Consider the following 21,974-nt stretch of genomic DNA (forward strand, 5'->3'; position numbering starts at 1 on the left):
GGGGCGTTCGCGGAGCTGACGGGAAGCGCTTTCTCGATGGGTAGGGGTGTGCGGGGTCCCGCCACCGGCGGGCTCAGCCCGCGTAGGGGTCCCGCACCTTGCCCGGCCGGGCCAGGAACTCGAAGTCGCAGCCGGTGTCGGCCTGGGTGATCTGTTCGTTGTAGAGCGCGCCGTAGCCGCGCTCGTAGCGGGCGGGCGGCGGGGTCCAGGCGGCCCTGCGGCGCTCCAGCTCCTCGTCGTCCACGTTGAGCCGGAGGGAGCGCGCCCCGACGTCGAGGGTGATGGAGTCGCCGGTGCGCACCAGGGCGAGCGGTCCGCCGACGTACGACTCGGGGGCCACGTGCAGCACGCACGCGCCGTAACTGGTGCCGCTCATCCGGGCGTCGGAGATCCGGACCATGTCCCGCACGCCCTGCTTGAGCAGGTGGTCGGGGAGGGGCAGCATGCCGTACTCGGGCATGCCCGGGCCGCCCTTGGGCCCGGCGTTGCGGAGCACCAGCACGCTGTCGGCGGTGATGCCCAGCTCCGGGTCGTTGATGGTGCGCTGCATGGTCCGGTAGTCGTCGAAGACGACGGCGGGACCGGTGTGCTTGAGCAGGTGCGGCTCGGCGGCGATGTGCTTGATGACCGCGCCGTCCGGGCACAGGTTGCCGCGCAGTACGGCGACCCCGCCCTCGCTCGCGACCGGGTTGTCACGGGTCCTGATGACGTCGTCGTGGTGGACGAGGGCGCCCTCCAGCTGCTCGCGCAGGGTGTCGTGCGAGACGGTGGGCCGGTCGAGGTGGAGCAGGTCGGTGATGCGGGAGAGGAAGCCGGGCAGGCCGCCGGCGAAGTGGAAGTCCTCCATCAGGTAGGTCTGTCCGCCGGGGCGGACGTTGGCGAGCACCGGGACGGTGCGGGCGATCCGGTCGAAGTCGTCCAGGGTGAGGGTGACTCCGGCCCGGCCCGCCATGGCGATCAGGTGGATCACGGCGTTGGTGGAGCCGCCGAGGCCGAGGACGGTGGTGACGGCGTCCTCGAAGGCGTCGGCGGTGAGGATGTCGCTGAGTTTCCGGTCCTGGTGGACCAGTTCGACGATGCGCAGTCCGGCCGCGGCGGCCATCCGGTCGTGCCCGGAGTCGACGGCCGGGATGCTGGAGGCGCCCGGAACCGTGACGCCGAGGGCCTCGGCGGCGGCGGTCAGCGTGGAGGCGGTGCCCATCGTCATGCAGTGGCCGGGCGAGCGGGCCAGGCCGCTCTCCAGCTCCTGCATCTCGCAGTCGCCGATGAGACCGGCCCGCTTGTCGTCCCAGTACTTCCACATGTCGGTGCCGGAGCCGAGGGTCTCGCCGCGCCAGTGCCCGGGGAGCATGGGCCCGGCGGGGACGAACACCGCGGGCAGGTCCACCGTGGCGGCACCCATGAGCAGGGCGGGCGTGGACTTGTCGCAGCCGCCCATCAGCACGGCGCCGTCGACCGGGTAGGAGCGCAGCAGCTCCTCGGTCTCCATGGCGAGGAGGTTGCGGTACAGCATGGGGGTCGGCTTCTGGAAGGTCTCGCTGAGCGTGGAGACCGGGAACTCCAGCGGGAACCCGCCCGCCTGCCACACCCCGCGCTTGACCGCCTGGGCGCGGTCGCGCAGGTGGACGTGGCAGGGGTTGATGTCGGACCAGGTGTTGAGGATCGCGATGACGGGCTTGCCGAGGTGCTCCTCGGGCAGGTAGCCGAGCTGGCGGGTGCGGGCGCGGTGGCTGAAGGAGCGCAGGCCGTCCGTGCCGTACCACTGGTGGCTGCGGAGCTGTTCGGGCGACTTCCGGTCGGTCATATGGACCACCCCGCGGCGATGGCTGCGACCTCGGCACGTTCGCTCTCGGGCAGCGGCTTGCTCGGTGGGCGGACCTCCCGGCGGCACAGGCCCAGCGAGGCGAGGGCCTCCTTGACCACGGTGACGTTGTTCGCGGAGCCGTTGGCGGCCCGCAGTTCCTCGAAGCGGCGGATCTGCTCCCAGACCTTCATGGCGCCCGGGTAGTCGCCGGAGCGAAGCGCTTCGATCATGTTCAGCGAGACGGCCGGGGCGACGTTCACCAGCCCGGAGGTGAAGCCGGTGGCGCCCGCGGAGAAGTACGAGGGCGCGTACGGCTCGGCGAGCCCCGCGACCCAGACGAAGCGGTCCAGGCCGGCGTCGCGGGCGAAGGCGGCGAACCTGGCGGCGTCCGGGACGGCGTACTTCACCCCGATCACGTTGGGGCAGGCGTCGGCGAGTTCGGCGAGGCGGGCGCCGGGCAGCTGGGGGTTGCGCAGGTAGGGGACGACGCCCAGTTCGGGCACGGCCCCGGCGATGGCGCGGTGGTAGTCGACCCAGCCGCCCTGGGAGACGTAGGGGTGGACGGGCTGGTGGACCATCACCATGGAGGCGCCCAGCTCGCGGGCGTGCCGGGCGGAGGCGACCGCGGTCGGCACGTCGTGGCCGACGCCGACCAGGATGTCGGCGCGCTCGCCGGCCTCCTCGATCGTCAGCTCGGTGACGAGGCGGCGCTCGGCCGGGTCCAGGGCGTAGAACTCGCCGGTGTTGCCGCCCGGGGTGAGGGTCCTGATGCCACCGTCGAGGAGACGACGCAGCAGGGCCCGGTAGGTGGCGGGGTCGACGGTGCCGTCCTCGGCGAACGGGGTCACCGGGATCGCCACCACGTCGGCCAGGGCCGCCCGCTGGGTCTCGAACGTCGCTGTCATGCCTGACCGTCCTCTTCCTGGGCCGCGTTCCCCGCTTCGGGGAAGGCCCGCTCGACGAAGGACGCGATGTGCGCGTGCAGGGCGCGGGCCGCGCCGTCCGCGTCACCGGCGAGGGCGAGGGCGAGGATCTCCTGGTGCTCGCCGGCCTCCCGCTCCCAGGAGGGGTCGGCGGCCCAGGCGACCGCGGAGACGAGGGCCGCCTGGTCGCGGACCTCGTCGAGCATCCGGCCGAGCAGCGGGTTGCCGCAGGGCACGTACAGGGCACGGTGGAACTCGCGGTTGGCCAGCGACCGTTCGGCCGTGTCCGTGGCGCGGTCGGCCCGGGTCAGGGCCTCGCGGGCGGCCTCCAGGGAGGCCTCCCGGCGTACGGCGCGCCGGAGCGCCTCGGGCTCCAGGAGGAGCCGGACGTCGTAGACCTCGCGCGCCATGTCCGCGTCCACCATGCGCACGGTGACGCCCTTGTACTGGTTCATCACGACCAGTCCGGTACCGGCCAGCGTCTTGAGCGCCTCGCGCACCGGTGTCTTGGACACCCCGAACTGTGCGGCGAGGTCGGTCTCGACCAGGGCCTGGCCGGGCGTCAACCGGCCGGTGAGGATGCGGCGTTTGATCTCCTCCAGCACGTACTGCGTGCGGGAGGGGATCGGCGTGGGCACAGAGGTCATGCGCGCCTCTCGGAATCTCGCGTCGGATGCGCGGACAGATCTCGGATATCTGATCTCGCGTATCGCGTCTCATATATGACGTACGGAGTACGACGCGTTGAAGGTAAGAGGGGCGCGCGGCCACGTCAATGCTTCTGACAAAGGAAGTTGTGCCGGGTACCGCCTGCGTCAGACGGTGCGGGTCCAGCCCGGGTCGCGCCCGCTCAGTCCCACCGCGCGCTCCAGCAGCGGCGCGTCCGCGGGGACGGCGACGACCGGGCCGAACATGCCCTGGTCCCGGTCGGACTCCTCCGCGGCGGCGGCGAGCAGGCCGTGTGCCGCTCGCAGCGCGGCCGCGTCGGGGGCGTACTCCTGGCCGGTCGCGCGGGCCAGGTCCCAGCCGTGGATGACCAGTTCGTCGGCGACGACCGCACCGGCGACGGCGCCGGGCAGGTCGATGCCGCCGGCCCGGGTCATACCCGTCCACGCCCCGGGGTCCTGCCATGCCTCGGCGAGTTCGCCGAGCGCGGCGGCGAGCTCCTCGCGCCAGCCGGGACCGATGTCCGGCACGGACGCCTCGGGGCTGGTGTCCGTGGTGGGCCCCAGGTCCTTGCGCGCGGCGTCGCGGAAGGCGACGGCGAGACCGGTCAGGTGGCCGAGCAGGTTGCGCACCGCCAGGTCGGGACAGGGCGTCGGGTCCGTGAGCCGGTCCTCGCGGACGCCGTCGGCGAGGCGGGTGAGGATCCGCGTCTGCGGTCCCAGGTCGAGGGTGGTGGTCTCGGCGGTCATCGGCTGCTCCTCGGGATGATGTGCGGGGCGGTTCTCTCGGACGGTGGACCGGTCGCACCCGCGAAACTCATCGGCCGCCGGGGCAGGCAGTAGGGCACCTGCCCGATGTCCGCACCCGGGCCTTAGGCCCAGGCTGACCGGGTATGACGACGGCGAGAAGGAAGCATTCCGCGGGCCGGGCCGGACACCGGTCCCTCGGCCGCGTCCTGCGCGACCGCGACGCGGCCCTCTGTCTCTGCGGGGTGGTGGTGTCCGGCTTCGGCACCTCGGCGCTGTGGCTGGCGGCCGGTGTGTGGGTGAAGGACCTCACCGGCTCGGACGGGCTCGCGGCGCTGTGCATGCTCGCGATGTGGGCGCCGACGCTCGTGGGTCCGGCGCTGGGCACCCTGGCGGACCGCGTCCGCCGCAGGCCGCTGCTGGTCGCCACCGGCCCACTGATGGCCTGCCTGCTGCTCACGCTGTTCGCCGTGGACTCGCGGGACACGCTGTGGCTGCTCTTCGCGGTGCTCCTGGTGTACGGCGCGGCGGGCGTCGTCCACGACGCGGCGGAGTCGGCGCTCGTCGCCGCCGCCGTCGACCCGGGCCTGCTCGGCGACTTCAACGGGCTGCGCATGACCGCCAACGAGGGCATGAAGCTGGTGGCGCCGCCGGCCGGGGCCGGCCTGTACGCGGCGTACGGCGGACCGAGTGTGGCGCTGCTGGACGCCGCCACGTTCGTGCTGGCCACCGGCGTCTACGCCGCCCTGCGGGTCCGTGAGGCGCCACCGGAGCGCCCCACGGAGAACTGGCGGCGCCGCACGGCCGAGGGCGCCCGCCACCTGTGGGGCCGTCCCGGCCTGCGGCCGCTCGTCCTCGCGGGCGGTGTCACCATGCTGTGCGCGGGCGTCAACGGTGCCACGGCCTACGCCGTCGTCGCTCTCGGCCACTCCCCCGCGTACGCCGGGGCGCTGTACGCCGTCCAGGGCGCCGGGTCGGTGGTGGTGGGGCTGCTCGCCGGACCGGCCCTGCGACGGCTGGGCGGACGGCGGTTCGCCGTCGCGGGGATCGTCCTGCTCGCGACGGCGCTGGCGGTGCGGGCGGCGCCGTACGACGCCGTGGCCCTGGGCACCAGTGCGGCGATCGGCGCGGGGCTGCCCGCGGTGCTGGTCGCCGCCCTGACCGCCGTCCAGCACGAGACGCCGGGGCCGCTGCTGGGCCGGGTCACGGCGACGGCCAACTCCCTGCTCTTCACCCCGAACGTGCTCGGGCTGGCCGCGGGCGCGGCGCTGGTCGAGACGGTCGACCTGCGTCTGACGATGCCGGCCCTGGGTGCGGTCCTGCTGGCGACGGCGACGACACTGGCCCGGTGCCCGATGGCCGCAGCCCCCTCGGACGGGCGCACCGAACGCCCCTGAGAGGGGCGCGGGGCTCGGCGCGGCCGGCACCCGCCCGGGCCCGCACCGAGACACGGAGGCCGCGCCCCCTCACCCCACCCGCAGCCCCGCCCGCACCGCCTCCAGATCCCCGTCCGACGCCAGCCCCGCGTGGTACAGCCGCAGTTCCGTCGCGCCCAGGTCGCGGGCGCGGGCGGCGTCCGCGGGGAGGGTGCGGGGGCTGCCGCCCATGCCCGAGACCACCGTGAGGTTGGCGGCGAGGACGGTCCCGTCACCGGCCTGTTCGGCGAACGGCGTCAGCAGGGCCGGGCCGCCCGTGCAGGGCACGACCACGCCGTCCGCGACGGAGAGGATGTGCGCGGGGTCGACACCGGCGTTGGCGCCGCAGTGGTAGGACACCGGGTCGGCGTGCAGCAGGACCTGGAAGCCGTCGGGTGCGGCGGCGCGGACCGCCGAGACCGCCGCCTCCTGGAGCGTTCGGGCCCGGTCGTCCCGCCACGCGCGCGTGGCGTGCGCCGTCGCCTCGCCGAGGAGCTTCTCGACGCCCGCCCAGCCCCCGTCCGAGGGCGCCGTGCCCCGCCACACCGGCTCGAGGGCGGTGCGTACGGCGGCGGCCAGTGCGTCGGCGTCGAGACCCTGACCGCCGTACCCCGCCCGGCAGTCGGGGCAGAAGCACAGCGACATCAGGTACTGCCCGGCGTCCCCGAGGGCCACCCCGCCGGTCTTGTCGTGGGCGTGCAGGTGGGCGAGCCCGTACCAGCCCAGCGACTCCAGTTCCGTGCCGCGCGCCCCGGGCCGCACCGCCGCCTCGGCGGCCAGGTCGGTGAGGTACGCGCGGGTGGCGGGCTGCGCTATGCAGGGCGCCCAGGGGTAGCGGTCGCGGTAGGCGTTGACGACGGAGGTGTGCGGGTGTTCCGCCCCGAGGCGGGAGCTGTGGGCGAGGACGACCCACGTGTGCACCTGAAGGCCCGCCTCGGCGAGGGCGGCGGCGGCCTCGCCGTACGCGTCGCCGGGCGCCCAGTCACCGGCCTCGTACGGGCGCAGCTCGCGGCTCTCCCAGCGGGCGGCGTCCGGCGGGTAGAGGACGGCGGCGTGCTCGGCGGTGACGACGCGGTGGCGCGGGTGGCGCGGGGTGAGGGCGCGGGTGGAGTGGTAGGCGGCGGCGAGCGTCACCTGTGCCACGCCGATGTCCGCGACGCGCGCGGGGGCCTCCGGGTCGCCGTTGACGTCCCAGGGGTAGAGGAACGCCGACGCCTTCACCGGGCGGCGCCTTCCGCGAGCAGCACCTGACCCCGCTCGATGATCCGCGCGAGCTGCTTCACGTGCTCCTCGGCGGGCTCCTGCAACGGCGTCCGTACCTCCCCCACGTCCAGGCCGCGCAGCCGTACCCCCGCCTTGACCAGGGCGACGGCGTATCCGCGGCCCTTGGCGCGCAGTTCGACGAACGGCCGGTAGAAGCCGTCGAGCAGGCGGTGTGCCGTGGCCTCGTCCCCGGTGCGCAGCGCCCGGTGGAAGGCGACGGCGATCTCGGGGGCGAAGCAGAACACGGCGGAGGAGTACAGGGGGACGCCCAGCGCGCGGTAGGCGAGCTGGGTCTGTTCGGCGGTCGGGAGGCCGTTGAAGTACAGGAACTCCTCGTCGGGCAGCTCCGTGCGCACCGCGCTGACGATCCGCTGCATCAGGTCGAGGTCGCCGAGGCCGTCCTTGAGGCCGACGACGCCCTTCGTGCGGGCGAGTTCGACGACGCTCTCAGGGGTGAACACGGCGTTGTCGCGCTGGTAGACGATCACGGGCAGCGGGGTCGCGGCCGCCACCTCCCGGTAGTGCCGCACCAGTCCCTCCTGCCCGGCGAGCACCAGGTAGGGCGGCATGGCGAGCAGCCCGTCGGCCCCGGCCTCCTCGGCGAGGCGGGCGTAGCGCACGGCGAGGGCGGTGCCGTAGCCCGCGCCCGCGAGGACGGGCACCCGGCCCGCGCTCTCCTCGACGGCCGCGCGGACGCAGACGGCGAACTCCTCGGGCGTGAGGGCGTGGAACTCGCCAGTGCCGCAGCAGGCGAACACGGCGGCCGCACCGGCCTCGACCCCGCGGCGCACATGGGTGCGGTAGACGTCGAGGTCGAGTCCGCCGTCGGGTCCGTACGCCGTGACGGGGAAGAACAGGGGGCCGCTGGGCGCGGTGAGCCGGGCGGCGAGAGAGGCTGAGGTCACGGGCGCTCCCCATTCCAGGTGCAGGGTCGAATCACGGGCGTCATCATATTCATGACCAGTGTCTATATTTCTGAACGCGACCACGCTAAGCCGCCCCGCGAACACCGTCAAGCAGGCGCCCTCTTGACGCCCGACCACCTGCTCCTTAGCGTGTCCACACATCTGAACGTGAGGCACACACCGGCACGCCTGCGCGCGCCTGCGCACGCCTGCCGCTTCCACAGACCGACCTAGGAGTCCCGAGGATGCCCGCTCCCCGCACCGTCCTGCTCACCGGCGCCGCCGGCGGCCTCGGCACCCTGATGCGGGAACTGCTCCCCGGCCACGGCTACCGGCTGCGCCTGCTCGACCTGCGCCCGGTCGAGGGCGAGCCGGACGCGATCGTCGCCGACCTCGCCGACCGGGACGCCCTGCGCGAGGCGGTCCGGGGCGTCGATGCGATCATCCACCTCGCGGGCATCTCCCTGGAAGCCTCCTTCGAGAAGATCCTCGCGGCGAACATCGAGGGCACGTACAACCTGTACGAGGCCGCCCGCGAGGAGGGCATCGGCCGCATCGTCTTCGCCTCCTCCAACCACGCCGTCGGCTACACCCCCCGGCCGCAGGGCGACGACCCCCTCATCCCCATCGACACGCCGCGCCGCCCGGACACCTTCTACGGCCTGTCCAAGTGCTTCGGCGAGGACCTCGCCCAGCTCTACTGGGACAAGCACGGCATCGAGACCGTCTCCGTCCGCATCGGCTCCTGCTTCCCCGAACCGACCAGCGTGCGCATGCTCTCGGTCTGGATGAGCCCCGCGGACGGCGCCCGCCTCTTCCACGCGGCACTCACCGCCGAGAACGTGGGGCACACCGTCGTCCACGGCTCCTCCGCCAACACCCGCCTGTGGTGGGACCTGACCTCCGCGCGGGCACTCGGTTACGAGCCGCAGGACGACTCCGAGCCGTACGCCGACAAGCTCGTCGCCGAACAGGGCGAACTCGACCCCGGCGACCCGGCACACGCCCGCCTGGGCGGCCACTTCGTGACCGACCCCCCGATCTGGCCGTACTGACCGGAAGACGACCACGCGAGAGCGACCGAGGAAGCGGACGGGCACCGAACGGGCCCGTCCGCTTCCGCATGCGGGCATCCGCGCTGCCCGTTCTCACCCCGTCCCGCGCCGAACCCCAGGTCCGCGACGGGCACCCGGCACCGCAAACGGGCACACCCGGGCAGTATCGGGTCCGCAACAGGCCTGGTCAGTGCCGCACGACCGCTGTAGAACTTCCCCCAAGGGCGACACGGGCCCGAACGGGCAACCACACGGCGACGAGGCGGTGAGGCAGGTGTTCGGCATGAGCACGCGGACAAGGACGACGGAAGAACGCCGGCACGAGATCGTGCGGGTCGCCCGCGCCACCGGCTCGGTCGACGTCACCGCGCTCGCCGCCGAACTGGGCGTCGCCAAGGAGACCGTACGACGCGACCTGCGCGCCCTGGAGGACCACGGCCTGGTCCGCCGCACCCACGGCGGCGCCTACCCGGTGGAGAGCGCCGGGTTCGAGACCACGCTCGCCTTCCGCGCCACCAGCCACGTGCCCGAGAAGCGCCGGATCGCGGCCGCGGCCGTCGAACTGCTCGGCGACGCGGAGACGGTCTTCGTCGACGAGGGCTTCACCCCCCAGCTCATCGCCGAGGCCCTGCCCCGGGACCGGCCGCTGACCGTGGTCACCGCGTCCCTGCCGGTCGCGGGCGCGCTGGCCGAGGCCGGGGACACCTCCGTCCTGCTGCTCGGCGGCCGGGTCCGCTCGGGCACCCTGGCCACCGTCGACCACTGGACGACGAAGATGCTGGCCGGCTTCGTCATCGACCTGGCGTACATCGGCGCCAACGGCATCTCCCGCGAGCACGGCCTCACCACCCCCGACCCCGCGGTCAGCGAGGTCAAGGCGCAGGCCGTCCGGGCCGCCCGCCGCACGGTGTTCGCCGGCGCGCACACCAAGTTCGGGGCGGTGAGCTTCTGCCGGTTCGCGGAGGTCGGCGCCCTGGAGGCCATCGTCACCAGCACGCTGCTGCCCTCGGCCGAGGCCCACCGCTACTCCCTGCTCGGCCCCCAGATCATCCGCGTCTGAGAACCACCCGACCCTGTCCCGCACGGCACACCCACACCCTTCACCGCCCGTTACATCCGTATACCTCCCCATACCTCCCCATACGTTCAGGAGCGATCCATGCGAACCCAGAGCCGACGGAGGCCGCGAGCCACACTCGCCATGGCCGCCGCAGGGACGCTGCTCGCCCCGCTGCTCACCGGCTGCTGGGTCGGGGCGGGCGGCGCCGGATCCGGCGGCAACGCCATCAACGTCCTCATGGTCAACAACCCGCAGATGGTCGAGCTGCAGAAGCTCACCGCCGACCACTTCACCAAAGAGACCGGCATCAAGGTGAACTTCACCGTCCTGCCGGAGAACGACGTCCGGGACAAGATCAGCCAGGACTTCGCCAACCAGGCCGGCCAGTACGACGCCGCCACCCTCTCCAACTACGAGATACCGATCTACGCCCGCAACGACTGGCTGCACGAGATGGACTCCTACGTCGCCAAGGACCCGGGCTACGACGAGCAGGACGTCCTCGGCCCGATGCGCGAGTCCCTCACCGCCGACGACGGCAAGCTCTACGGCCAGCCCTTCTACGGCGAGTCCTCCTTCCTGATGTACCGCAAGGACCTCTTCGCCAAGGCGGGCCTGACCATGCCCGAGCACCCCACCTGGACCCAGGTGGCCTCCTTCGCCGAGAAGCTCGACGGGTCCGAGCCGGGCATGAAGGGCATCTGCCTGCGCGGACTGCCCGGCTGGGGCGAGCTGATGGCACCCCTGACGACGGTCGTGAACACCTTCGGCGGCACCTGGTTCGACCAGGACTGGCAGGCCCGGCTCGACTCCCCCGAGTGGGAGAAGGCGACGAAGTTCTATGTCGACCTGGTCCGCGAGCACGGCGAGTCCGGCGCCGCCCAGTCCGGCTTCGCCGAGTGCCTGAACAACATGACGCAGGGCAAGGTCGCCATGTGGTACGACGCCACCTCCGCGGCCGGCTCCCTGGACGCCGCCGACTCCCCGGTCAAGGGCAAGGTCGGCTACGCGCCCGCCCCCGTGGAGAAGACGGACTCCTCCGGCTGGCTGTACACCTGGGCCTGGGGCATCCAGAAGGCCTCCCGCAACGCCGACAAGGCGTGGAAGTTCGTCTCCTGGGCGTCCAGCAAGGAGTACGAGCAGCTGGTCGGCGACGAGTTCGGCTGGTCCAACGTCCCGGCCGGCAAGCGCGCCTCGACGTACGAGAACCCGGACTACGTCAAGGAGGCCGCCGCCTTCCAGGAGATGACCAGGAAGGCCATCGAGGGCGCGAAGCCCAAGAACCCGGGGGTGCAGCCCCGCCCGGCACCCGGCATCCAGTTCGTCGGCATCCCCGAGTTCACCGACCTCGGTACCAAGGTCTCCCAGGAGATCAGCGCGGCCATCGCCGGACGCCAGTCCGTCGAGGAGGCCCTGAAGAAGTCCCAGCAGCTCGCCGAGCAGATCTCCGAGGAGTACGAGGGACGATGACCGCCACGACCACGGCCCCCTCGGCCGCACCCGAGAACACCCGCCCCACCGTCCGGCCGCCGTCCAACCGGCTGCGCGCCTGGGCCACCCGCGCCCCGCTCCTCCCCGCCCTGATCTTCATGATCGTGGTCACCCAGCTGCCCTTCGTGGCGACCCTGGTGATCTCCTTCTTCGACTGGAACGCCCTCTACCCGGACGCCCGCAGCTTCACCGGCTTCGCCAACTACGGCGACGTCCTCAGCGACCCCGCCCTGCGCAAGTCGGTGTGGACGACGATCCTGCTGACCGTGGCGGTCGTGCTGGCCAGCCTGGTCCTCGGCCTGGCCCTGGCCCTGCTCCTCGACCGGAGGTTCAAGGGGCGCGGCGTGGTCCGCACCCTCCTGATCGCCCCGTTCCTGGTGGTCCCGGTGGCGGCGGCCCTGCTCTGGAAGCACGTCCTCTACAACCCCGAGTACGGCCTGCTGAACGGCCTGTTGCACTACGTCGGCGGACCCCAGCCGGACTGGATCTCGGGCACCCCGCTGCTCGCGGTCGAGGCCTCGCTGGTGTGGCAGTGGACGCCGTTCATGATGCTCATCCTGCTGGCCGGACTGCAGAGCCGGGACCAGCAGCAGATCGAGGCCGCCCGGGTGGACGGCGCGGGCGACTGGCAGATCTTCGTCCACCTCACCCTGCCCCACCTGCGCCGCTACCTCGAACTCGGCGCCCTGCTCGGCTCGATCTACATCGTCCAGAACTTCGACGCGGTCTTCACCATCACGTCCGGCGGCCTGGGCACGGCCAACCTGCCCTACACCGTCTACCAGAGCTTCTACCAGGCCCACGAGAACGGCCTCGCCTCGGCCGCGGGCGTCCTGGTCGTCATCGGCTCGATCATCATCGCCACCTTCGCGCTGCGCGTGGTGTCGTCCCTGTTCCGCGAGGAGGTCGGCCGCGCATGAGCGCCACCGCCGTACGCCCCGTCGTCACCGACGCCAAGCCGCCCGTACGCACCCGCCGCAGGGCCGGTGCCGGCCTCGGCCTGGTGGCCTGGCTGGTCGGCATCGTCTTCTTCCTGCCCATCGCGTGGATGGCACTGACCTCCTTCCACTCGGAGTCGGACGCCGCCACCAACCCGCCGTCCTTCGCGGCGTCGCTGACCCTGGACGGCTACCGCGAGTTCTTCGGCGCGGGCGGTGGCGCCAGCCCCTGGCCCGCCCTGATCAACTCGGCGGTGGCGTCGATCGCGTCGACCCTCTTCGTCCTGGTCCTGGCCCTGCCCGCCGCCTACGCCCTGTCCATCCGCCCGGTGAAGAAGTGGACGGACGTCCTGTTCTTCTTCCTGTCCACCAAGATGCTGCCGGTGGTGGCGGGCCTGCTGCCGATCTACCTGTTCGCCAAGAACACCGACATGCTGGACAACATCTGGCTGCTGGTCATCCTCTACACGTCGATGAACCTGCCGATCGCGGTCTGGATGATGCAGTCCTTCCTGGCCGAGGTCCCGGTCGCGATCATCGAGGCGGCCCGGGTGGACGGCGCGAAGCTGCCCACCATCCTGGTCCGGGTCGTGGCCCCCATCGCTCTCCCGGGCATCGCGGCGACGTCCCTGATCTGCTTCATCTTCAGCTGGAACGAACTGCTCTTCGCCCGGGTGCTGACCGGCGTGGTCGCCGAGACCGCCCCCGTCTTCCTGACCGGCTTCATCACCAGCCAGGGCCTCTTCCTGGCCAAGGTGTGCGCCGCGTCGCTCGTCATCTCCCTGCCGGTGCTCGCCGCGGGGTTCGCCGCCCAGGACAAACTGGTCCAGGGCCTGTCGTTGGGAGCCGTGAAATGAAGGCCGCCGTCATCGAGTCCGTGGGCCGCGCCGTCGTCACCGAGGTCCCCGACCCGACGCCAGGGCCGCGCGAGGTCGTCGTCGAGGTCGCCGCCTGTGGCCTGTGCGGCACCGACCTGCACATCCTCCAGGGCGAGTTCGCGCCCAAGCTGCCGATCGTGCCGGGCCACGAGTTCGCGGGCGCGGTGGTCGGCGTCGGCGCCCAGGTCACGGAGGTGGCGGTCGGCGACCAGGTGGCCGTCGACCCCTCCCTCTACTGCTACGAGTGCCGCTACTGCCGCACCGGCCACAACAACCTCTGCGAACGCTGGGCGGCCATCGGCGTGACGACGGCGGGCGGCGCGGCCCAGTACGCGGTGGCGCCGGTCGCGAACTGCGTGAAGCTCCCCGAGCACGTCCGCACCCAGGACGCGGCCCTGATCGAACCGCTCTCCTGCGCCGTCCGCGGCTACGACGTCCTCCAGTCCCGTCTGGGAGCCCACGTCCTGATCTACGGCTCCGGCACGATGGGCCTGATGATGCTGGAGCTGGCCAAGCGCACCGGCGCGGCCAGCGTCGACATGGTCGACCTCAACCCGGCCCGCCTGGAAACGGCCCGCGGCCTCGGCGTCTCGGCCTCGGCGGCGTCCCCGGACGAGCTGGACCGCCCCCAGGGCTGGGACCTGGTCATCGACGCCACCGGCAACGCGGCGGCGATCCAGGACGGCCTGGACCGGGTCGCCAAGGCCGGCACCTTCCTCCAGTTCGGCGTCGCCGACTACGCGACGCGCGTGCAGATCGACCCGTACCGCATCTACAACCAGGAGATCACCATCACCGGTTCGATGGCGGTCCTCCACAGCTACGAGCGCGCGGCGGAGCTGTTCGCGAACGGCGTCCTCGACCCGGACGTCTTCATCAGCGACCGCATCGAACTGGCCCGCTACCCGCAGGCGCTGGAGCAGTTCGCGGCGGGCGTGGGCCGCAAGATCGTGGTCGTGCCGTAGGTGTTGATTCTTTAGCCCGTCCGGCGCTTGAGGACGAGGCCGTCCAGGCCGAAAGGCGGGGGTCTGGGGGCGCAGCCCCCAGGGTCGGGACGGGAAGGGGCGGCGGGGGCGAAAACCCATGGGGACGCCGCCCCCACCCCCCGTACGATCCCCCGCATGCCCAAACCGAACGGCTTCGCCTACACCGCCACCGCATCCGGCACCGTCCACATCACCCACCACGACCACCCCGCCACCACCCTCAACGGCTCCCGAGCCGCCCGCTTCCTCGAAGAGGTCACCGCGGGCGACCCCCAGCTCGTCATGGCCCGCTGGACGGGCAACTACAAGCACGGCAACGAACGCACGGCCCGCAATCACCCCCGCAACCGCCGCTGAAGCGGCGTTCCCCGGCCGCTGACCCGATTGGCCGCCGGGTAAGGGAACGGTAAAACGCCCTCGCTCGTTCACCCGGCATGACAGCTATGACCCCCGGCTCGAACATCCCCCTCTCCGCCGCCCGCGTGACGGTGGACGTCGCCGCACCCGTGCGGCTCGACGTATCGGGCCTGCTGCTCACCGCCGACGGCAAGGTGCGCTCCGACGACGACTTCATCTTCTACAACCAGCCCACCGGGCAGGGCGTGACCTACCGCTCCGGCGGCGGCAGCGCCCCGGACGCGATCGTGGTCGACACCGCCGCCGTACCGCCGGGCATCGAGAAGATCGTCGTCACCGCCAGCCCGGACGCCGCCGGCCAGACCTTCCAGGGCATCGAACCGACCGCCACCATCCGCAACGCGGACGACAACTCGGTGCTCGCCACCTTCACGCCCCCGCAGCTCGGCTCCGAGACCGCGCTGGTGATCGTCGAGGTCTACCTGCGCAACGGCGCCTGGAAGGCCCGCGCGGTCGGCCAGGGCTACTCCAACGGGCTGGCCGGCATCGCCACGGACTTCGGCGTCACGGTGGAGGAACCGGCCGCCCCGGCGACGCCGCCGCAGCCCCAGGCGGTCACGCCACCGCCGCCCCCCGCGGCCGCGCCCACGATGCCCGCCGCTCCGCCCGCCGCGCCCGCCGCACCGCCGGCCCCCGCCCCGGGCACCGGCAAGATCAACCTGGACAAGGGCCGGGTCAGCCTCCAGAAGAACCAGACCGTCTCCCTGGTCAAGGGCGGCCGGCCGGTGCTCTCCCAGGTCAAGATGGGCCTCGGCTGGGAGCCGGCGTTCCGCGGCAAGGACATCGACCTGGACGCGTCCGTCATCGCCTACGGCCCGCAGCGCAACCACATCGACAGCTGCTACTTCGGCAAGCTCTCGATCGTGAACGGCGCGATCAAGCACTCCGGCGACAACCTGACCGGTGAGGGCGGCGGAGACGACGAGGTGATCGTCGTCGACCTGGGCCGGCTGCCGCAGGAGGTCAGCGGCCTGGTCTTCACGGTGAACTCGTTCTCGGGCCAGAAGTTCACCGAGGTCGCCAAGGCCTACTGCCGCCTCATCGACGCCGCGAGCGGCGAGGAGCTGGTCCGCTTCGACCTCACCGGCGCCGAGCCGCAGACCGGCGTGATGATGGCGAAGCTGATCCGCCAGTTCTCCGGCGAGTGGGAGATGACCGCCATGGGCGACTTCGTCAAGTCCCGCACGGTCCGCGGCATGGTGAAGCCGGCCGCGCAGGCGCTGTAGGCGACCGGGGACACCTGGGGGCCGCCCGACCACGGGCGCCCCTGGGTCCTAGCCCCGCCCCAGTCCCTCCATGAGCAGGGACAGGTATCGCCGTACGGCCATGCCGTCCACCTCGTCGGCGGCCTCGGCCGCCGTCACCACGCCGTGCAGCAGCCGCAGCACCTCGACCGGCTCCACGTCCGCCCGCAGCGCACCGGCCTCCTGCGCGGCCCGCACCAGCCGGGTCGCCGCGCCCCGCACACAGTCGCCGCACGCGGGCCCGCCGCCGGTGACGGCCGTACCGAGCAGCGCCTTGAGCCCGCGCACCTGGAGCATCCCGACGGCCAGCTCGTCGAGCCACGCCATGAGCGCCGCGCCCGGCGGCCGGGCGTCCGCGATCACGTCGGCGCGGGCCGCGATCGCCTCCAGCCGCTCCAGGTAGGCGGCCTCCAGCAGCGCCTGCCGCGTCGGAAAGTGCCGGTAGAGGGTGCCGACGCCGACCCCGGCCCGCCGGGCGATGTCGTCCAGGGAGGCGCCCTCACCGTGCTCGGCGAAGGCTTCCGCCGCCACCGCCAGCAACCGCTCACGATTACGCCGGGCATCCGCCCGCATGGGCCTGACCTGCGCCACAGCCCCTCCCTGCACAGCGGGCAACCTTCCGGGCACCCTACCGCGCGTGCTCGTCCCGGGCGTCCCACGGCCAGTCGGCGTCCCGGCCCGCCTCGAGCAGCGGAACCATCCGGAACGCCGCGTCCGAGAGCCCTCCGAAGGTGTGCCGGTTCGCCCGGCCCGACGGACCGTGGCCCGCCCGGTACCCGGCGAGGTTCCAGGTGTACACGGGCACGTGCGGCGGCACCTGCTCGGTCGGGTCGCCGTACCGGCTGTGGGCGTACTGCTCGTCGGTGACGATCAGTACCCGGTCGTGCTTCCTGTAGTGGCGCCGCACCGCCTCGGTGGTGTGGGTGCCGCCGAGGTCGCCGAAGCGGGCCAGAACCTTCAGCACCGACTCGCCCTCGCGGTACTTCACGCGGTTGCTCGACGAACCGAACTCGACCAGGTCCGCGTCGGCCGCCCGCAGCGCCAGCGCCGTGCCGAAGACGGCCGCCGCGTCGGCCCGGGTGAGCTCGGAGCGGTCCGACATACGCGAGAAGAACATCGAGCCCGAGCGGTCCACGAGGACCAGCGTCCGGCCGCCCAGCGCGGGCACGTTGGCCAGCGAGTGGCCGAGCGCCTGCTCCAGGGGGTACGACCAGCGCAGCGACGGCGCGTGCCGGTACGCGGCGAGGTAGCGGAAGGGGAACTGCCGCGAGCGCGCCACCTCGGCCGGGTCGCTGATCCTCGCCGCGACCCGGGCGGCGACCTCGTCCGAGACACCGGCCTCGTCGAAGTTCCGGAGGTTGCGGAGCAATGCCATCGCTCCCATGGACGGGATCACCGCTTCCCAGGCGGCCTTGTCCATCGGCCCCTGGAGCCAGCCGGCCAGCATCTCCCACGTGATGCCCGCCGCCGTGAGCCGCTCGGCGCCGTCGGGTGCCGTGACCACGGCTCGCCGCTCGGCGACGGGCAGCGCCATCAGCTCGCGGTGCGCGGTCAGGACGCGGTTCGAGGCGGGCGGCACCGCGGTGTCCGGGTTGTGCCGGCGGTCGAGGGCGTACTGGAACAGCTCGCCCTGCCACGGCTTGTCCGGGTCGGGCGCCGCGTGCACCAGGTTGAGGATGTCGCCGAAGCGGTACCCCTTGGACGCGGTGTCGTACTTCAGCAGCGACTTGCCGTGGTAGAGCCGTCGCACGGCGTCGGCGATCCCCCGCTTGACCGGCTTGGGCACGGCGCGGCCGTACGTCGCGGTCCAGTACGCGAGCAGCTCACCGGGCTCGTCGGGCCGCCGCAGGACGGAGGCGACGACCTGCCGGTTCGCCGGTCCGTCGGTGACTCCGGAGTCGAGCCGCGCCTTGACGTACTCGGCGGCGCCGACGATCGAGGCGGTGCGCAGGTTGCCCTCGCCACGCAGCCAGCCCAGCAGGCCGGCCGTCCAGGACGGGTCGGAGAGGGCGAGTTCGCGCACCAGCGTGGCGAAGCGGTCGTCGCGGGCGGCGCCGCTCTCGTAGTAGGTCTGCTGGGACACGAAGTTGGCCACCGACAGCAGAAAGAGCTCGGAGCGCGCGTCGCGCTCGGCGCCCCGGCCGCCCTCGCAGGTGCGCAGCACGCGGCCCGTCGAGGTCACGCGCGAGGTGGGCTGCGCCTTCGCGGCCTTGGTGTTGAATCGCGCCATGGTGAATTCCCCCGAATTCTCGAAAGCTCGAAATCTCGAACATTTTCGGAGGGAGGCACGGCAGCGGAAGGGTGCCCGAGGTCGGAATCGGCGACGGGACTGTGCGGATGCTCTGCCGAATTGAGCTACACCGACCCGAAGTCGATGACGGGATTCGAACCCGCAACCGTCCGATCAAAGGAAGTATCCGCTGCCTGCGCACCGGGCACCCTTCGACTGCTGGGCCTCCCGAGATCAAGTGGGCTGCGGCATGGGATTCTTTTGAGAGAAGAAGTAGCCGCGGCCCGCGCACCGGGAGGTGCGTGAAGTTGTAGGTGTCCAGAGTTCAGGTCGGCGGAACCGACAAGGTGCTCTAACCCCTGAGCTACACCGGCGCGTTGTGCCGGTGACGGGACTCGAACCCGTGGCCGCCCCATTTTGAGTGGAAGTAGGTCCTGCCTTCGCACCTGGACGTTCATCACTCTAAAAGGGCGGCCGTCGGTCGGGCGACCGATTTAATTACCGGCGCTTCTGGCGCTTCCAGGGCCCCGTGATCGCCAGCATGATGCCCGGCGTCTGGATGTTGGCGTAGAGGGTCCGGCCGTCGGGCGAGAAGGTGACGCCGGTGAACTCGCTGTATTCGGGGTCGTCCTCGGTGCCCAGGTTCAGTTCGTTGCGGGCGATGGGGTAGGTGCGGCCGCTGTCGGTGGCGCCGAACAGGTGCTGGACGCCGTCGCCGTCCTCGGCGATGACCAGGCCGCCGTACGGGGAGACGGTGATGTTGTCGGGGCCGTCGAAGGCGCCGTCGGCGGACGGGTCGGCGTTGACGCCGAGCAGGACCTTCAGCGTCAGGGTGCGGCGCTTCGGGTCGTAGAACCAGACCTGGCCGTCGTGCGGCCGGCCGGGGCTCTCGTCACGGGCGAAGGAGGAGACGATGTAGGTGCCGCCGTCGGCCCACCACATGCCCTCCAGTTTGCGCGCGCGGGTGACCTCGCCGGCGGCGAACTGCTTGCGCACGGAGGTGGTCCTCGCGTCGCGGTCGGGGACGTCGACCCAGTCGACGCCGTAGACGGTGCCGGTCTTCGTGGCGCGGGAGAGGTCGTCGACGAACTTGCCGCCGGAGTCGAAGCACTTGAAGGCCTGGAGGACCCCGGCGTCGTCGGCGAGGGTGCGCAGCCGGCCGCGGCCGTGCCGGAAGTGCTCCGGCGGGGTCCAGCGGTACAGCAGGCCGTTGGGGCCGGAGGCGTCCTCGGTGAGGTAGGCGTGGCCGCGCTTGGGGTCGATGACGACGGCCTCGTGGGCGTAGCGGCCGAGCGCCTTGACCGGCTTGGGGTCGCGGTTGGCGCGGTGGTCCTCGGGGTCGACCTCGAAGACGTACCCGTGGTCCTTGGTCATGCCGTTCTTGCCGGCCTTGTCCTCGGTCTCCTCGCAGGTCAGCCAGGTGCCCCACGGGGTGCTGCCGCCCGCGCAGTTGGTGGCGGTGCCGGCGATGCCGACCCACTCGGCGACGTGGCCGCCGCGGCGGACCTCGACGACGGTGCAGCCGCCGGCGGCGGCCGGGTCGTAGACGAGGCCCTCGGTGAGCGGGACGGGGTGCGGCCAGTCGTCGCGGTGGCCGCCGAGTTCGTGGTTGTTGACGAGGAGGGTGGTGCCGCGCGGGCCGTCGAAGGCGGCGGTGCCGTCGTGGTTGGACGGGGTGTACTCGCCGGATTCCAGCTTGGTCCGGCCGGAGTAGGTGATGACCTCGTACCGGAAGCCGGCGGGCAGGGCGAGGATGCCGTCCGGGTCGGGGACCAGCGGTCCGTAGCCGACCCCGCCGTGGCCGTGGTGGCCGTCGTGCCCGTGGTGGCCGTCGTGCCCGTGGCCGTGTTCCTCCCCCACGCTGTCGGTGTCCGTGGACGCGAGGGCGTTCGGTGCGGTGGCGAGGGCGCCGACGCTGCCCGCCAGTACGACCCCGGCGCCGGTGAGCGCGGATCGGCCGGCGAAATCCCTGCGGGTGAGCGACATGGTGTCTCCTGTGACGGTGAGCGGGCCGTGGAGGGTGGCGGACCTCGATCCGGCGTCACGGTTCCGCCCGCGCCTGAACGGGACTCCTGTCGGTTCCTGAACGGCAGTTGAACTGGCGGAGACCTCTCCCCGCCCTCGGGTCGCCAGCCGCACCCCGCACGCCGCTCGGCCCCCGCTCTGTGCGCCGCTCGGCCGCCCGCTCCGTACGCCGCTCGGTACGCCGCTCCGTACGCCGCCCCGCACGCCGCTCGGCCGCCCGCCCCGTACGCCGCCGTACGACGCTCAGCCGCCTTGCTGGGACCGTGCCTTGAACGCCGCCTTGCGGGCCTCCTTGGCGATCTTCTTGTCGGGGTGCAGCCGCCCCATCGCCTCCAGGACCTCCGGGGTGGCCGGGTGCTCGACCCGCCAGACCGTGTCGAAGAAGCCGCTGTGCCCGCGGGCGAGGCCCTCGACCAGGGCGCGCAGTTCCTCGGAGTTGCCCTCGGCGGCGAGCTGGGCGGCGACGGTGTCGATGGTCAGCCAGAAGACCATCTCCTGCGGCGGCGCCGGTACGTCCCGGGCCCCGTGCTCGGTGAGCCAGACCCGGGCCAGGCCGCCCAGTTCGGCGTCGTCGAGGACCTCCCGCAGCGCGGGCTCGGCCTCCGCGCCGACGAGGGAGAGCGCCTGCTGGCAGCGCAGCCGGCGCAGCGGAGCGCCGGGGTCGGAGCCGCGGGCCGCCGCGAGCAGTTCGCGGGCGGCGTCGAGCGGGCCCCGCCCGGCCAGCCACAGCTCGGTCTCGGCGTGGGCCGCGGCCGACGGGAAGGACGCGGTGCCGTCGAGGAGCGCGTCGGCGCCCTTGTCCGCGAGGTCACCGACGGCGGGCGCGTCGAAGCCGGCGTCCTGGAGCCGGGCGCGCAGTCCGTACAGCCCGAGCGGGGTGAGCCGCACCATGCCGTAGCGGGTGACGTCGGCCTCGTCGACGGGCGCGGCGGGCTCCTCGTCGGCGTCGGCCATGAGCGCCTCGTCGACCGGCTGGTACTCGACGAGGCCGACCGGTTCAAGGAGCCGGAACTGGTCGTCCAGGCGCATCATCGCGTCCGACACCTGCTCGAGGACCTCGTTGCTGGGCTCACTCATGTCGCTGGGCACGATCACCGAGGCGGCCAGCGCGGGCAGCGGCACCGGGGCCTCGCCGGGGCCCTCCTCGCCGACGGTGAGCAGGTAGAGGTTGCCGAGCACGCCGTCGAGGAACTCGGACTCGGCTTCGGGGTCCCAGTCGAGGGCGGACAGGTCGACCTCGCCGCCCTCGGCCATCGCGTCGACCAGGTCGTCGAGGTCGGGCACGCTCGCGTCGGCGAGCACGGTCTCCAGGGCGGTGAGCCAGACCCCGAGCACGTCCTGGGGGGAGCCGCCGGTGAGCAGGGCGAGGTCCTCGCCCGGGGCCACGGTGCCCGTCTCCTCGTCGGTGATCTCGACGAGCCCGGTGTCCACGGCGATCCGCCACGCCTCGCTCGCGTGGGCGGCGGCGTCGTCCCCGCTCAGCCCGAGCTGCTCGGCCGCCGCGGGCAACTGCTCCTCGACGAGTCCGCCCCCGGCGTCGACGCGGGTGCCGGCATCGGCCCAGCGGGCCAGCCGCGCGGCCCGGGCGAGCACCGGCGCGGACAGCGCGTCGCGGGCCAGCTCCGCTTCGGGGCGCAGCCGTGCGGGCGGCAGGGTGGAGCTGTCTGACATCGGAAGTTTCTCCTCGCGCGCCTCTTGACCGCCATACGGCCGCATCCGGACTGCCTGCGGCTCAACAGCCCAGCCTAGACGGGTTTCCACCCATGCCGCCCGGTTCATCTCCCCGTCGGGTGGTGTACATGGCCGAAACCTTGACAACTGGCGTGATCAAGCAGGAGATTGACGCGCGTAGAAAGCGGGGGGCGGGCCGGGACAAGTGTTCACTCAGGTCCCGGGTGTCCCACGTGCAGCCTGCTGCCCCTCGCACC

The 21,974-nt window shown here is 72.5% G+C and carries 19 protein-coding genes; 9 read left to right on the plus strand and 10 right to left on the minus strand.

All coding sequences use genetic code 11. The annotated features are described in order from the left end of the window. Positions 1-73 precede the first annotated feature (73 nt). The 4 genes from araD to C4J65_RS06315 all read right to left on the minus strand — a co-directional run bounded on the left by araD (position 74) and on the right by C4J65_RS06315 (position 4,142). Positions 74-1,804 carry an L-arabinonate dehydratase gene (gene araD, locus C4J65_RS06300; protein WP_115741494.1) on the minus strand — a complete coding sequence of 577 codons (1,731 nt, stop codon included), beginning with the start codon at positions 1,802-1,804 and terminating at the stop codon, positions 74-76. Next, positions 1,801-2,709: a dihydrodipicolinate synthase family protein gene (locus tag C4J65_RS06305; protein WP_115741495.1), complete on the minus strand. Its 909-nt coding sequence runs from the start codon at positions 2,707-2,709 to the stop codon at positions 1,801-1,803. Before C4J65_RS06305 ends, araD begins: the two co-directional genes overlap by 4 nt. Continuing rightward, the gene (locus C4J65_RS06310; RefSeq protein ID WP_115741496.1) at positions 2,706-3,374 is read right to left on the minus strand and encodes a GntR family transcriptional regulator; all 669 of its coding nucleotides are present in this window, start codon (positions 3,372-3,374) and stop codon (positions 2,706-2,708) included. Before C4J65_RS06310 ends, C4J65_RS06305 begins: the two co-directional genes overlap by 4 nt. 168 nt (positions 3,375-3,542) lie before the next feature. Next, positions 3,543-4,142, minus strand: coding sequence for a TIGR03086 family metal-binding protein (locus C4J65_RS06315; RefSeq protein WP_115741497.1), 600 nt, complete (start codon positions 4,140-4,142; stop codon positions 3,543-3,545). A gap of 143 nt (positions 4,143-4,285) precedes the next feature. Between C4J65_RS06315 and C4J65_RS06320 the strand changes: the two genes are divergently transcribed. Then, positions 4,286-5,536: an MFS transporter gene (locus tag C4J65_RS06320; RefSeq protein ID WP_115741498.1), complete on the plus strand. Its 1,251-nt coding sequence runs from the start codon at positions 4,286-4,288 to the stop codon at positions 5,534-5,536. A 69-nt stretch (positions 5,537-5,605) separates the two neighbouring features. Here the strand turns inward: C4J65_RS06320 and C4J65_RS06325 are convergent, their stop codons facing one another. Further along, complete coding sequence (locus C4J65_RS06325; protein WP_115741499.1) at positions 5,606-6,775, minus strand: hypothetical protein; 1,170 nt, start codon at positions 6,773-6,775, stop codon at positions 5,606-5,608. Next, entirely contained in the window at positions 6,772-7,722 is a 951-nt protein-coding gene (locus C4J65_RS06330) for a 5-dehydro-4-deoxyglucarate dehydratase (protein ID WP_115741500.1), read from the minus strand. Before C4J65_RS06330 ends, C4J65_RS06325 begins: the two co-directional genes overlap by 4 nt. 245 nt (positions 7,723-7,967) lie before the next feature. Between C4J65_RS06330 and C4J65_RS06335 the strand changes: the two genes are divergently transcribed. The 8 genes from C4J65_RS06335 (at position 7,968) to C4J65_RS06370 (ending at position 15,773) form a co-directional block, all read left to right on the plus strand. Further along, positions 7,968-8,777, plus strand: coding sequence for an NAD(P)-dependent oxidoreductase (locus C4J65_RS06335; protein ID WP_115741501.1), 810 nt, complete (start codon positions 7,968-7,970; stop codon positions 8,775-8,777). A gap of 283 nt (positions 8,778-9,060) precedes the next feature. After that, positions 9,061-9,837 (plus strand): DeoR/GlpR family DNA-binding transcription regulator, encoded by a 777-nt coding sequence (locus tag C4J65_RS06340; protein ID WP_115746322.1) that lies wholly within the window; start codon positions 9,061-9,063, stop codon positions 9,835-9,837. Positions 9,838-9,936: 99 nt separating this feature from the next. Beyond that, positions 9,937-11,307, plus strand: coding sequence for a sugar ABC transporter substrate-binding protein (locus C4J65_RS06345; RefSeq protein WP_115741502.1), 1,371 nt, complete (start codon positions 9,937-9,939; stop codon positions 11,305-11,307). Next, entirely contained in the window at positions 11,304-12,248 is a 945-nt protein-coding gene (locus C4J65_RS06350; RefSeq protein WP_115741503.1) for a sugar ABC transporter permease, read from the plus strand. The genes C4J65_RS06345 and C4J65_RS06350 overlap by 4 nt, the downstream gene beginning before the upstream one ends. Then, positions 12,245-13,123 (plus strand): carbohydrate ABC transporter permease, encoded by an 879-nt coding sequence (locus tag C4J65_RS06355; protein WP_109031984.1) that lies wholly within the window; start codon positions 12,245-12,247, stop codon positions 13,121-13,123. Before C4J65_RS06350 ends, C4J65_RS06355 begins: the two co-directional genes overlap by 4 nt. Continuing rightward, on the plus strand, positions 13,120-14,109 hold the full coding sequence (locus C4J65_RS06360; protein WP_115741504.1) for a zinc-dependent alcohol dehydrogenase family protein: 990 nt from the start codon (positions 13,120-13,122) through the stop codon (positions 14,107-14,109). Before C4J65_RS06355 ends, C4J65_RS06360 begins: the two co-directional genes overlap by 4 nt. A 156-nt stretch (positions 14,110-14,265) precedes the next feature. Further along, positions 14,266-14,487: a hypothetical protein gene (locus C4J65_RS06365; RefSeq protein WP_115741505.1), complete on the plus strand. Its 222-nt coding sequence runs from the start codon at positions 14,266-14,268 to the stop codon at positions 14,485-14,487. 86 nt (positions 14,488-14,573) lie between these two features. Beyond that, positions 14,574-15,773: a TerD family protein gene (locus tag C4J65_RS06370; protein WP_115741506.1), complete on the plus strand. Its 1,200-nt coding sequence runs from the start codon at positions 14,574-14,576 to the stop codon at positions 15,771-15,773. A gap of 48 nt (positions 15,774-15,821) precedes the next feature. Here the strand turns inward: C4J65_RS06370 and C4J65_RS06375 are convergent, their stop codons facing one another. The 4 genes from C4J65_RS06375 to C4J65_RS06390 form a co-directional block, all read right to left on the minus strand. Next, entirely contained in the window at positions 15,822-16,382 is a 561-nt protein-coding gene (locus C4J65_RS06375) for a TetR/AcrR family transcriptional regulator (RefSeq protein ID WP_162833057.1), read from the minus strand. 37 nt (positions 16,383-16,419) lie between these two features. Further along, on the minus strand, positions 16,420-18,021 hold the full coding sequence (locus C4J65_RS06380) for a TROVE domain-containing protein (RefSeq protein WP_115741508.1): 1,602 nt from the start codon (positions 18,019-18,021) through the stop codon (positions 16,420-16,422). A 498-nt stretch (positions 18,022-18,519) separates the two neighbouring features. Continuing rightward, positions 18,520-20,007 carry a PhoX family protein gene (locus C4J65_RS06385; RefSeq protein ID WP_115741509.1) on the minus strand — a complete coding sequence of 496 codons (1,488 nt, stop codon included), beginning with the start codon at positions 20,005-20,007 and terminating at the stop codon, positions 18,520-18,522. A gap of 282 nt (positions 20,008-20,289) precedes the next feature. Then, positions 20,290-21,717 (minus strand): hypothetical protein, encoded by a 1,428-nt coding sequence (locus C4J65_RS06390; protein WP_115741510.1) that lies wholly within the window; start codon positions 21,715-21,717, stop codon positions 20,290-20,292. Positions 21,718-21,974 lie beyond the last annotated feature (257 nt).

This window comes from Streptomyces sp. CB09001 (assembly GCF_003369795.1).
Taxonomy (GTDB): domain Bacteria; phylum Actinomycetota; class Actinomycetes; order Streptomycetales; family Streptomycetaceae; genus Streptomyces.